This is a genomic window from Roseiconus lacunae (assembly GCF_008312935.1).
In the GTDB taxonomy this organism is placed as follows: Bacteria; Planctomycetota; Planctomycetia; order Pirellulales; family Pirellulaceae; genus Stieleria; species Stieleria lacunae.
The window spans coordinates 354,285-366,868 of the sequence record NZ_VSZO01000002.1; the positions used below are offsets into that span (position 1 = coordinate 354,285).

At 55.0% G+C, this 12,584-nt stretch carries 8 protein-coding genes; 3 read left to right on the forward strand and 5 right to left on the reverse strand.

Annotated elements, in window-relative coordinates; all coding sequences use genetic code 11:
- Nucleotides 1-48 precede the first annotated feature (48 nt).
- Entirely contained in the window at nt 49-2,145 is a 2,097-nt protein-coding gene (locus tag FYC48_RS07620; protein ID WP_149496095.1) for a DUF4340 domain-containing protein, read from the forward strand.
- A gap of 337 nt (nt 2,146-2,482) precedes the next feature.
- Here FYC48_RS07620 and FYC48_RS07625 read toward each other — a convergent pair whose 3' ends face one another.
- Nucleotides 2,483-2,983: a hypothetical protein gene (locus FYC48_RS07625; protein ID WP_149496096.1), complete on the reverse strand. Its 501-nt coding sequence runs from the start codon at nt 2,981-2,983 to the stop codon at nt 2,483-2,485.
- 525 nt (nt 2,984-3,508) lie between these two features.
- Nucleotides 3,509-4,807 carry a hypothetical protein gene (locus FYC48_RS07630; RefSeq protein ID WP_149496097.1) on the reverse strand — a complete coding sequence of 433 codons (1,299 nt, stop codon included), beginning with the start codon at nt 4,805-4,807 and terminating at the stop codon, nt 3,509-3,511.
- A gap of 476 nt (nt 4,808-5,283) precedes the next feature.
- On the opposite strand from FYC48_RS07630, the gene FYC48_RS07635 reads away from it, so the two are divergent.
- Nucleotides 5,284-7,170, forward strand: coding sequence for a redoxin domain-containing protein (locus FYC48_RS07635; protein WP_149496098.1), 1,887 nt, complete (start codon nt 5,284-5,286; stop codon nt 7,168-7,170).
- A 34-nt stretch (nt 7,171-7,204) separates the two neighbouring features.
- Nucleotides 7,205-7,450, forward strand: coding sequence for a hypothetical protein (locus FYC48_RS07640; RefSeq protein ID WP_149496099.1), 246 nt, complete (start codon nt 7,205-7,207; stop codon nt 7,448-7,450).
- Between the two features lie 49 nt (nt 7,451-7,499).
- Here the strand turns inward: FYC48_RS07640 and FYC48_RS07645 are convergent, their stop codons facing one another.
- The 3 genes from FYC48_RS07645 to FYC48_RS07655 are packed head-to-tail and all read right to left on the reverse strand — an operon-like array spanning nt 7,500 to nt 12,468.
- On the reverse strand, nt 7,500-8,774 hold the full coding sequence (locus tag FYC48_RS07645) for a (Fe-S)-binding protein (RefSeq protein WP_149496100.1): 1,275 nt from the start codon (nt 8,772-8,774) through the stop codon (nt 7,500-7,502).
- A gap of 5 nt (nt 8,775-8,779) precedes the next feature.
- Entirely contained in the window at nt 8,780-11,359 is a 2,580-nt protein-coding gene (locus tag FYC48_RS07650; RefSeq protein ID WP_149496101.1) for an FAD-binding oxidoreductase, read from the reverse strand.
- Complete coding sequence (locus FYC48_RS07655) at nt 11,356-12,468, reverse strand: pyridoxal-phosphate-dependent aminotransferase family protein (RefSeq protein WP_149496102.1); 1,113 nt, start codon at nt 12,466-12,468, stop codon at nt 11,356-11,358. Before FYC48_RS07655 ends, FYC48_RS07650 begins: the two co-directional genes overlap by 4 nt.
- Between the last annotated feature and the right edge of the window lie 116 nt (nt 12,469-12,584).

A 12,584-nucleotide genomic window follows, 5' to 3' on the forward strand; every position in this document is an offset into this window, starting at 1 on the left:
GTCAATCCAACACCTCCAAGCAAAACGTTTTAATCAAGAGATTTGACGGTGAACGAAACCAACAAAACTGGGATCTTTTGGGGCGTCGCCTTGGCCACCGCTTTGATCGCCGCAATTGTCGTCTGGCCCAAAACGAATGACGAAAGCGAAGATGGCTACGGTAGGTTCGTCGGCGAATTCCTCTTTCCCGAATTCAAAGATGCGCTCGCGGCGTCGAGTTTAAAGATCGTTACGTTCAACGAAACGCTGGGCGAACTGAAGAATTTCGAAGTTCGCAAGGATTCCGATACCGGCGTCTGGACGATTCCATCGAAAGGCGGCTACCCGGCCGATGCGGTCGAACAGATGAAGGACGCCGCTAACGCATTCGTCGGTCTGAAGGTCTTGGACGTTCCGACCGACAACCCCGAAGACCATTCGGGAATGGGCGTCGTTGAACCCAAACTTGAAACCCTGGATGTCGGCGACGAAGGCGTCGGTCGTTTGGTGACATTCAAAGACCAGTCACAGCAAGCACTGGCGTCTTTGATCATCGGCGGTGAAGTCAAAGGGCAGGAAGGTCAGATCTACGTCCGTAAGCCGGGTCAAGATCCGGTCTATGTCGTCGCGTTGGACGACCAACCCTTGACGACCGACTTCGAAGATTGGATCGAAGAGGACTTGCTGCAACTGAGCAGTATCGATGTCGAGAACGTTGAAATCAATGACTACAGTGCCAACCTGGGACTCCAAGGACGAGTCGAAATTGATCAAAACTATGTCGTCGAATTGGAAAAAGACGGTACCACATGGAAGCTCGCTTCACTGAAAGAATACGACAAGACAAACCCTCGTGCTGAACCGAGTGAAGTCGAAATCGAAGATGGGAAAAGCCTTAACGGCCAAAAGATGACCGACTTGGCTAACGCGCTCGATGACTTACGTTTCGTCGACGTCAATCGAAAGCCCGAAGGTATCAGTGCCAACTTAAAGGCAGACAAGGATTTTGCCTCCGACAATGACTCGGCATTACAGTTGGCCGCCCGCGGATTCATTCCTGTTCCGCTCGGCGAAAATGGTGAAATCGAAATCCTTTCGGCGAATGGTGAGTTGACCGCAACGACTAAGGATGGCGTCAAGTACATCCTGCGGTTTGGCAACATCAGTGGCACCGCCGAAAAATCGGATGGTGACGACGAAGACGAGTCCGAAAGTGATGCTGGTGGCGTCAATCGTTACCTCATGGTGACCACCGAAGTTGATGATTCGAAGTTCCCGCCGCCGGATCTCAAACCGATCCCGCAAACAATCGAAGAACTCGATGCGCTCGATCGTGCCGAAGCCGAAGCGGCTGCCGCAAACGCCCCCGAGCTGAATCCTACGCCTGCTCAACCAGATCCGCCCGCACCGGCGACCGATGCGAACGCGACCACAGAGGACAACCAAACGGAAACCAGCGAAGCGGATATGACCGAAGCTGAAGCCGATACCCCAGAGAGTTCGACCGACGAGGAAGCCACCGCTGCTGCCCCCGAAGCGGAGATGGCCGAAGAGGATTCGGCGGCAGATAATTCAGCAAGCGGTGAATCAACGATTGAATCGCCCACGGAGACCGCCGATGACGCCGGCGAAACCGAAGTCAGCGGTGAAGGCGAGTCAACGGTGACCGGTGAAGGCCAAGAGCCACAAGCGGATGCTGCTGACGACCAAACCGAGACTCCTTCGGGTGAGGACGCTGCCAACGAAGCCGATACGGACCAACCGGCTGAGGATCAAACCGCAGCGAAATCCGACGCTGAGGCCCCCACCGCGTCAGATTCTGAGTCTGAACAGTCTGCCGCGATGGCGGAACAGCCGGTTGCCGAAACCGAGGAAGAAAAGCTGGAACGATTGGCTGCCGTTCAAGAGAAGATCACGAAGGAGAATGAGCGCAAGCTGGAAGAACGAAAAGAGAAACTTCAGCAAGCTCAACTCCAAAGCAAAACTCTTAACGAGCGGTTTGCCGATTGGTATTACGTCATCCCCGAAGCGACTTATTCCAAGCTGCGAATCAGCCGCGAAGAGTTGTTTGAAAGCGAAGACGCCGCCCCTGCGGCTCCCAGCTTCAATCCCGCCGCGGGCCCGCCCGGAGGATTCCAGGGCTTTCCGCCAGGCCTTGGCAATTAGGGCATTTGAGAATGTGGCGATAACCACGAGCCGGACGCGCTAGCGTCGGGCCTACGTTGCAAGAACCATGCAACAAACCGTACGCGCCGTCCGGCGCCGCCGGCTCACAAGTTGGCTAACATCGAGTCCATGATGCGACGCCGTCACTTCACAGACGATCCGAATTTCAGATGCTGACGAAACACTTGAATTGAATCAGCGATCTGGTCGTCTAGTTCCGTTATCGGGGGAATTCACCAAGACGCACGACGATGGGTCGGCCTCGCGATCGCGTTGGTGTGCGACGCCCTGACCGAGCGTGGCGACTTTGCTTGTGATAGCGACCGCATGGCTACGGTCACGCTTTGACAAGCGTCATGTGGGTGACGTTCATTTGGCCGCCGCCCTGGGTCGCTGCCGCGGCGATGCAGTAACCTTGAGTTGTGTAGATACCCAGGATCTGCGGGGCCGAACCGCCTTGTGCGATGCTTTGCAACGCTTCCATTGGGACGTGATCGCTGGGTTTAAATTCGGCCAGGACTTCGACAGTTCCCTTAAGTGTTTGCCAAGCCGCATTGCACGACGGCGTTGCGACATGGGCAACGCGAAGGGCTCCGTTCTGCTTGTATGCAGCGAGGTAACACCCCGAAAAATTTGAGCTGATTACGTCGCGTCCCTGAGGCAACACGTAGTTAATTGCGTTGGGCCGATAGGGTAGATAAACGACATCGTTGTTATCGAGGGTCAGCACTTGGTTGGACGCTTGCTGCTGTCCACCGCTTCCATCCACATCGGCGGTTAGCAAGGCGGTGCGAACATCGCCGGTGAGCGTCATACCTTTCAATGAGTTTTCGATCATAGCGAGGGTTCTTGTGGATTCTTGGGACTCGGCTGACGAGTGCGACGATGTTGGTAAAACGCGATCGTCGCGTGAAACGCAGAAACCTAGGTTTGCCTCACAGCCACCAAGCGAGAAAATGGCGGTGTTGCCGAAGGTTTTACCGGTGCAGACGCGTCACTGCTTGAATGACCCTGATGACCGGAACGAGGCCGGTATTGGAAGACATCTCAATAGGGTTGGCGCCGTTGCTGTCGCGTAACGGACACGGCCCCCGGCAGCATTCGTGAATGATCGAGATCCAGCGCCAGGTTTCTGATGGCCAGCAGTAATGATCGGAGCTTTCGGCTGTCCAAGAAACGGTGCCAAACTCCGTTGCCAGTTTCGGTCCCTTGATTGCCGGTCGAAGCGTGCCCCAGATCAGTCACGTAACGCACACGTTCGCCCTCGACATGAGGCCGAGGTTCTGAAGTCCCGTGTTGGGGTTTTCTTCCCGCAACCGGCTACGTCTAGCGGCTACGGCTTTCGTCTCAAGGGGCCGTCGCGTTAGTTTGATCGCAGCTCACCGGTCATTCGCTGAAACTCTTTGCGAATCGCATCGTTATTGAATTCACGTAACGATGGCACCTTCAGTTTCATCAATGCGTCAAAGTCCCGCCGACCGCTGTTCATCAGCTTGGCTACGTCACTGGAAAGCTTCACGGTGTCGTAGGTATTCATTGCCGTGGCAAGATTTTTTTGCGCACGTTTGTTTTCGGTCGCAATTTGCTCAGCGTTCTGCTCTAGAAACTCGATGTACAACTTGGCGGTATGGCGAGTCAATTCGTTTGATTCGATGTTGCCGCGCAAGGTTTCGACGTCACCGCCTTTGGCCTTGATCAACACTTGCGCCTGCTGAATATTCTTCGTCGCTTGATCGGAGAATCCGTTTAGCTTTGGAATGTAAACGGTGTTAATGTCGCGGATGAATGTCTTTTGAATTCGATCCATGACATGAACCAAGACAACGTACATGCCATAGTACCGTTTCGAGGTCTCCAAGGCTTCGCCGCTCTGTTCGGTCAATTCTTGGAGCTGGGTGGTGAGCTGTTTGATGTTATCGAATACCACCGCCATCGAAACGATGTCATCGCCAGAAACGGATGAAAGCAGCGAGTCAACGCTTGCTTCGTCGACTTCGATTCCGATGCGGGTCAGTTCTTCGGCAAACGTTTTCTTGAGTGCCGCTAATTGCTCTCGTTGCTGTTCGATAGAATCTTGTTCGGATTTGATTTGTTCATCGATTGCTTCTTTGGAAAGTTCAAACGGGTTCACCTTTTCAAGTTGCGATTGATCTTTTGCCCACGCCGCACTTAGACGTTGCCGCCGATAGTCGGCGATTTTTTCTTGCGACTGCGCGATCGCTTCGGTCGCTTGCCGGATCTGCTGGCGATAGTCGCTGACCTCCGACAGGCTCAATGCGACGATAGCTTCATCGAGCAACTCATTGATTGCCGCCGAGTTGGATTGTTTATCCGTTCGGAATGGGATCGATGAGCTATCGGGCAAGTCGGCGTGCTGATCGACCAAAACTCGCGTTTCCTCTAGGGTCGGCAGCACCGCTTCCAGCAATCGACCGATACGCTGCTTGGCCGAGTCTTCCTCGGCTGAAATTCCGCTGGTTTCGGAGACGACCGCGACAACTTCCGGCGATGTTGCGCTCGTATTGCTAGTTTCTGATCCGAAATATGGCAGCCGATCACACCCGACGCTCCCAGCAACCAAGAGCAAAAGAGGCGTGCCGGCGGTCAGCAGGGATCGCCCTAGTCGATTGAATTGGCAGTGAATCAGGGGTAAAAGTGGCATCGTCAATGCGCCATCGGTCGATTGGGAAAATGGGAACTCTATGCCTTTATTGTACGGCATAAAAACAAGTGCTCGAGGGCGCACGAAGCGACGGTTCGCGTCCGATCCCCCGAGGGTCCCGGCAAATCATGCGGTATTTCATCCGCCGGTCGAAATCAGCCGATTGGCGGGAGACAGCGTCGTGTCGTCATCCCCGGGCCTAACGGGCATCGACAGACCGCTCGTACTCAAGACAGTCATCAATGCGAAGCACTCGAATTACCAACCGCGAAGTTCGCGGGTTCATCTTCGCTTTGCCCGATGCCCAGTGAATTTCGTCAGGCCTTGTATTTTCAGCCCCCAATTCGGGCACAAAAGCGATTCCTTGGCAATGTTTTCCACATCTACCCGCGCCCGATTCGCACTGACTCGCCCCCCCGAACCTGTTAAGCTGTCAGTGAAAGTCAACCATATCCCCCGTTCCAATCGCAATCACGATGAACACTCGGTCATGCTTGGTCTCGGTGTGCGTTAGCGTAGTCGTTTTGCTGCTCCCAGCGTCCAACGCCAAATGCGAGGAATCGAGTAAACAGGTTCGCTCCGGATACAATCTGCTGACCGATGAAAAGGCGGTCGAGGTTGGTCAGTCACTCAAAGGACTCGCGTTCACAACGGTGGATGGTGAAGCGGTCTACTTGAACGAAGTTGTCCAAGACGGACCGGTTGTGTTCATTTTCTCTTCGACGGTTTGTCCGCTCGCGAAGCGATACACGTCAAGGCTCAATCGGATGCAGGAAGACTTCGTTCGAGACGGAGTTCGACTGTTCGCAGTCTTCGCCAATAGCGACGAGACCGACGAAGGAATCACCGATTATCGGGACCGTGCCAAATTCCCGTTTCCATGTGTTCGCGACCGCCATGGTTACCTGGCGAAACGACTTGGCGCAACGATGACTCCGCAGGCGTTCCTTATCGATCAGCACTCGGTTATTCGCTATCGGGGCGCGATCGACGATAACCGCTATGAAAATCGTGTCAAAGGAACGCATTTGCGGACCGCTCTGACAGATCTGCTCGCCGATCGCCCGATCACGGTCACCAGTACTTCGTCGATGGGATGCAGCATTCACTTGGACGAAATTCGCGAAGATGACCAGGTCACTTACTCCGGTCATGTTGCTCGGATATTGCAAGACAAATGCCAAAGTTGTCACCGCGAAGGCCAAATTGCTCCCTTCGCGATTGAAGATTACGACGATGCCGTTCGCTGGCGAACCGAGATTGCCGCCTACACCGAATCTCGTGTCATGCCTCCCTGGAAAGCGTCGCCCTCGGTGGGGCACTTCAGCAACGACCTTAGTCTTTCCGATTCGGAAATCGACTTGATCGCTCGCTGGGTCGAACAGGATACGCCGCTCGGGAACGCAACCGAACTGCCACCGCCGCCGCGTTACAACGATCTCTGGCCGGCGGGGACGCCGGACTTAGTCCTTTCGATGCCCGAGCCATACACCATTTCGCCGGAAGGCGAAGACGATTATCGACACTTCATCATTCCTTACGAAGCCGACCAAGATCGATTCGTCGAGGCGATCGACGTGCGTCCCGGAAACCGCAACACCGTGCACCATGTCATCGTCTATGTCGATACAAGCGGAAAGGCTCGACAACTAGACGCTCAAGATCCTGGACCAGGATACACCCGTTTTGGCGACGTTGGGTTCGATCCGGCATCGATGCTCGGTGGATGGGCACCGGGTATGCAGCCGATTCGGACTCCACTGGGATCCGGCCAATGGCTGCCTAAAAAGTGTGACATTGTCGTTCAAGTGCATTACTACCGAACCGGTTTCGAGGAACAGGACCAAACGCAATTCGGTCTGTATTTCTCCAAAGCAGAGGCCCCCGTACCGACTCGAATGCAACTTGCGATCAACCACGACTTCATCATTCCGCCGGGATCAGAAAACTATCAAGTCGAGGCGGAATGCCGGATTCGCAACGACAGCTTTTTATACGGCATCACTCCTCACATGCACTTGATCGGCGAAACGATGTCTGTCGTCGCCCACCTACCCGATGGAAAAACGTTGCCGCTAATTGAGATCGATGACTGGGACTTCAACTGGCAAACCATGTACCGCTACCGAGACCTACAGCATCTGCCTGCCGGTACGATCGTCAAACTCAAAGCGACCTTTGATAACTCCGAAGCCAACCCCAACAATCCCCATGATCCTCCGCAACCGATTGGATGGGGTGAAAAGACTACCGATGAAATGTGCATCGCGTTCTTGAATCTTGTGCATGAGTCAGAATACGATCCAGAAACCCAATCGCGGCGCGGTGCGACGCCAGGCAAGCAACTGACGATCGCAAAATAAACGAACAAACACTGGAGCTTATTGGAAGGCATTCATGTTGATGCTCATTTTACTGATTGCCTTAGTCGTCTTTGTTCTAATCCCTGCGATGACCGCGATGGACAAACGCAGGAAATCAGCATTCGAGGAACGCAAAAAACGCCTAATGGCGATTGGATCTCAATACGACGACGATCCAATCGGTACCGATCGCTTGAACGAACTCAAATCACCGGCGGCATCCGCATTCGACGGATCGGATCAAGATGCCAATCCCTACCGGCCGCCATCCGGCAACTAGCTAGAGGTAGAAATTCTTTTTGCAAAACATCGCGGCCTCGCGGCAGCGATCACGAAGTCATTTCGGTTTGGCAGTAAGCGTCGCGCAGGACCTGCATGGTGTGCCGCACCTTGACCAAACTGCCGCGTTCGCCGAGATGCTTTTCAATTTGAGCCATGCAACCGATGTTCCCCATCGCGACGACACTTGCCCCGGTTTCATCCACGTGCATTGCCTTCTGCTTGCCGAGCGACGTTGCGATTTCAGGCTGGTCAATGTTGTACGTCCCTGCTGACCCGCAACACAGATGCCCGTCCGCAACTTCGACTAAGTTAACCCCCGGAATTTTGCCCAGCAGTTCCCGCGGCTGAAATCGAACACCCTGCGCGTTGGCCAAGTGACACGCATCGTGGTAGGCAATTGTCTTGACCGACCGCGGCTTAGGGATTGGCTCCAAAGAATCGAGTGACGCCAAGTACACCGACACATCCATCGTTTGTTTTGCGAGACGACGGGCGGCCGATTCGTGCTCGGTACCTTTCAAAATCAACGGGTACTCGTGAATTCCACTTCCGCATCCCGCCGCATTGGTCACCACTGCGTCGACTTCCATGTCAAACACGGCGAGATTCTTGATCGCCATTTGCCGGGCCGCGTTAAGGTTACCGACGTGCCAAGACAATGCCCCGCAGCAGCCTTGGCCTTTGGGGACCACGACTTCGATCCCATTTCGATTGAGTACTTCGATCGTTGCCAAATTGATATCAGGCGCGAGGACTTGCTGGGCACACCCGGCGAGTAATGCGACACGACCGCGACGATTCGTCTTCGCCGGATAGGTTTCCGCGAGCCGTTGTCGACGCGGCAAGCGACTCGGCAGCATTTCCAGCATCACACGTAGCGGCTGAGGCAAAAATCGCGCAAGTGGTTTGACAAGCTTGCCCGACATCGCCGCCATTCGAAACCGAGTCGGGTAGGGCAAAGTCGATTGCGCGAGCTGTCGCTTGAGGCGATCGCCCAGCGTTTTCGGCTTTTGCTTTTCGTGAAGTGCGCGAAACGGACTGATCAAGTCACCGTAAGGCACTTCCGAAGGACACGCGGGGACGCACCCCAGACATCCTAAGCAAGCATCCAAATGGGGAGATGCCGATTCCAATGGGACAGTCCCTTCGAGCACCTCTTTCATCAAAATGATCCGCCCTCGCGGTGAGTCCGTCTCTCGGCCAAGTTCCTGATACGTCGGACAGGCTGAAAGACAGAATCCACAGTGGACGCATTGGCTGACGGCGTCAGCCATGACGGGGCCCATCGCCCCAAACTTTTCGCGATCGATCTCGTGACGCATACGACTTAAATCAAATTAGGAAAACGTGCGACTCGATCGAGCGAACCTTTGACGGCTAAATCAATCGGTTGCGACTCTGTCGATGCGATGACGGGGTGTCTAAACGCTGACATATCGGCGGCCGATAACGCACTCGTGATTACCAATGCCTTCATCGAATGCTGTTTCAAAAACTGATTGAGCGATTCCAGCGATAGCGTGTCACAGGCGAGCCAACCGACAGCCCCGGCAACGCTAACAAACAACTGTGGCGATTTCGGACCGCATTGTTGATCACACCAATGTGCGAGGTATCCCGCTTTTTCGATCGATGTCGGGATCTGACAAACCAGGCTGTTCGGCTGACGCTCAGGCCAGCCAAACTGTCCCGATTCCAGCCACGGCGTCGGTGGCGACGATTCAATCCGATCTCTCTCGATCGCTTGAAACGTAACCGACAAGACCTGATGTATATCTTCGAGCATCGCTTTGGCGACACCGATGGTCGTGCCGATCCGAATCCAGATCGCACGATTGCTCGCGTCGTAGTCAATCGCGTCCAATTCCCACCGACCACGGGCAAGACCGGCGACCAAACGCAACGCCGAAGCATGGTCTTTACAGCGGTGGTAATACGAGTGCAGTTCGACCGGCTTGGGGAAAACCTTGAATGTCAATTCGGTCATCGCGGCCAGTCGCCCACAACTGCCAACGAATAGTTTTGGAAGGTCAAACCCGGCAGCATTTTTCACGACGCGTCCGCCAGATTTAATGACCGTCGCGTCGCCATCAACAAAAGTCGCGCCCAGGACAAAATCGCGAAGCCCGCCGTAGCGATGACGACCGGGACCACTCAGTCCGGCCGCAACCGTTCCGCCGATCGTCGCGCCCGATTCAACCAACAAAGGATCGAAGGGCAAGTACTGCCGTTGCTTTGCAAGCTCTCGGACGATCTGTTTGACCGGTGTCCCGGCGAGTGCCGAAAACGTGAACTCCGATGGTTCGTACTCCGTCATTCCGCTGATCGTGCGGGTCGTCAATAGAGGTACGTTAACGAATTGAGAGAGCGGCGACTTGGTTTGATTACCAACGACCAGAACTTGATCGAGATCCGCGATCGCTTGACGCAGTTGTTCCGGGGAGTCAACTTCGATCGGCTCCCGCAGGTCTGGTGGACACGTCGCAGACGACGTCGCTTTCGTCTTTGGTTTCGTAATCTCCTCGCGTCCGTCGTCACCGTGGGGAAACATTTTCCCCGGATTTGCGACATGATGTGGGTCGAAGGCATGGCGGACTCGGTGCATCACGGCCATTGAAGGCGGATCGTACATCTGCGAAAGGAATTCGCGTTTCTCGATTCCCACGCCATGTTCGCCGGTGATCGAGCCTCCCATTTCGACACAAAGGGAGAGGATTTGCCCGGCAAGTGCTTCGGCTTGTTCTAGTTGTCCCTCAATCGAATCATCAAATAGAATCAGCGGATGCAAGTTGCCGTCACCGGCATGAAAGACATTTGCGCATCGTAATCCCGATGCTTCGGAGAACTGTTGAATTTTCTCGAGTGCTTCGCCGAGCCGTTTGCGGGGGACGACGCCATCCTGAACCAGAAAATCGGGACTTAGCTTACCGACAGCGGAAAACGCACTTTTGCGTCCTCCCCAAATCGCATCACGCTGGGCGCTGTTGGCGGCCACGACGGTTTCGAATGCGTTTGTACGAGCGATGACTTCGTGAAGTTGTTGCTTTTCAAGCTCGATCCGCTCACGAGGGCCTTCGAGTTCGACGATCAGCACTGCAGCGGCACCTCGAGGATAACCACATGCGGTCGCAGCCTCGGCGGCTTCGATCGCCAACGATTCCATGATTTCCATTGCGCCAGGCAAGAGACCAGCATCGATCACCGCAGAGACAGCGTCTCCGGCGTCGCGCAACGATCGATAGCCAATCAGTACGGTATGAAAACATTCCGGACGTGGCAAAAGCCGCAGCGTGATCTCAAGTGCGATCCCAAACAACCCCTCGCTTCCACAGAACAACCCCGTCATGTCGGCGCCGATTGATTCAACCGATTCGCCACCGAAGTGAGCGACTTCGCCGTTTGCGGTAACGACCTTCATCCCTATGACGTGATTACTGGTCATGCCGTACTTCAAGCAATGTGCACCGCCCGAGTTAAAAGCGATGTTCCCACCGAGCGTGCAGATCTTTTGACTCGACGGATCCGGGGCATAGTACAAACCATGCGGTGCGGCGGCATTTGAGACGTGCAGGTTGATGACGCCCGGCTCAACGACGGCGATACGGTTGTCCGGATCGACTTTGAAAATCCGGCGCAGCTTATTGAGCGAGATCACGATGCCATCATCGACCGGCATTGAACCTCCCGACAAACTCGTTCCGCTACCACGAGCGACGAATGGGACACGATGCCGATCGCACCAGCGAACGGCGTGGATCACTTCGTCCTGCGATTCAGGAATCACCACACCCAACGGACGTTTTCGAAACGCGGTCAACCCATCCGATTCAAAGGCGGCACGAAACGAAGGATCATCGCTGACACGACCGGGCGGCAACACTTCTGCGAGCGAGCGAAGTTCGGTCATGATTGAAGACATTGTTCGAGCGCCGCGAGAAGTGTCAGGATGTTTTTCTCGGATGCCGATTCTCCCATCAATCCAATCCGCCAAGCCTTCCCGGCGAACACACCGAGCCCGCCTCCGATTTCGATGTCGTACTCATCGAGCAATCGTTTTCGCACTGCCGCTTCGTCGATTCCTTCGGGAACAGAGACGCAATTGAGCGTGTGCAGCGAATGTTCGGGGATGTACTTCAGTCCGAGTGACTCGAGACCTTGCCGCAGTCGCTGGTGCATTTGGCGATGGCGTTCGACGCGTTCGTCAAGTCCTTCTTCGAGCACAATCGAGAGCGCTTCGCGGAGGGCATAAACCATGTTGATCGGAGCTGTGTGATGATAGGCTCGCCCTCCGGCACCGGTGTAATAATTCTTAAGCATGGTTACGTCCAGGTACCAGCTTTGCACGGGTGACTTGCGGGCTTCGATCACTTCTATGGCGCGTGGCGAAAACGATACCGGTGAGAGCCCCGGTGGGCAGGACAGACATTTCTGGGTTCCCGAATAAATTGCATCGATCCCCCAGTCATCGACTCTTAGCTCGTGACCGCCGATCGAAGTTACGGCGTCAACGGCCAACAGCATTCCGGCTCGGTGGACAATGTCACCGACTTCCGAGAGATCTTGCAGCGCGCCGGTGGACGTTTCGGCGTGAACGACGGCTAGCAATTTGGCGTTCGGATGTTCTTTGACGGCGTCGGCGAAGTGCTGTCGCGAAAAACTCTCCCCCCAAGGGACTTCCACCGAATGCACTCGAGCCCCGCAACGGCTGAGTACGTCTTTCATCCGACCGCCGAAGACGCCGTTGACCATCACGATTGCTTCGTCACCGGGTTCGACCAAGTTCACCATGATCGTTTCCATTCCGGCCATCCCGGTCCCGGATACGGGGAACGACAATGCATTGCTGGTGCGATAAACTTGACGAATCATCTCGCATGTTTCATCCATGAATCCAATGTACTGTGGATCAAGATGCCCCAGAGTGGGGGAGGAGATGGCCTTCAATATGCGTGCGGGAACGGTACTCGGACCGGGCCCCATCAAGAGACGCTGGCGAGGATAAAGCGGGGCAACCATTTGCGGCGTTAGCGGTGGTAGGCGGGATTGATTAGCGAGACAATACGAATAAGACCGAACAAAGCGATCGCCTTGCCGTTAGGATCAGCGAACGTTGCGATCAGCGAACACGTATT

What these genes read in the sequence shown, in the direction of transcription:
- FYC48_RS07625 (WP_149496096.1), bottom strand. Translation starts at nt 2,983, where the DNA reads ATGATCGAAAACTCATTGAAAGGTATGACGCTCACCGGCGATGTTCGC.
- FYC48_RS07630 (WP_149496097.1), bottom strand. Translation starts at nt 4,807, where the DNA reads ATGCCACTTTTACCCCTGATTCACTGCCAATTCAATCGACTAGGGCGA.
- FYC48_RS07635 (WP_149496098.1), top strand. Translation starts at nt 5,284, where the DNA reads ATGAACACTCGGTCATGCTTGGTCTCGGTGTGCGTTAGCGTAGTCGTT.
- FYC48_RS07640 (WP_149496099.1), top strand. Translation starts at nt 7,205, where the DNA reads ATGTTGATGCTCATTTTACTGATTGCCTTAGTCGTCTTTGTTCTAATC.
- FYC48_RS07645 (WP_149496100.1), bottom strand. Translation starts at nt 8,774, where the DNA reads ATGCGTCACGAGATCGATCGCGAAAAGTTTGGGGCGATGGGCCCCGTC.
- FYC48_RS07650 (WP_149496101.1), bottom strand. Translation starts at nt 11,359, where the DNA reads ATGACCGAACTTCGCTCGCTCGCAGAAGTGTTGCCGCCCGGTCGTGTC.
- FYC48_RS07655 (WP_149496102.1), bottom strand. Translation starts at nt 12,468, where the DNA reads ATGGTTGCCCCGCTTTATCCTCGCCAGCGTCTCTTGATGGGGCCCGGT.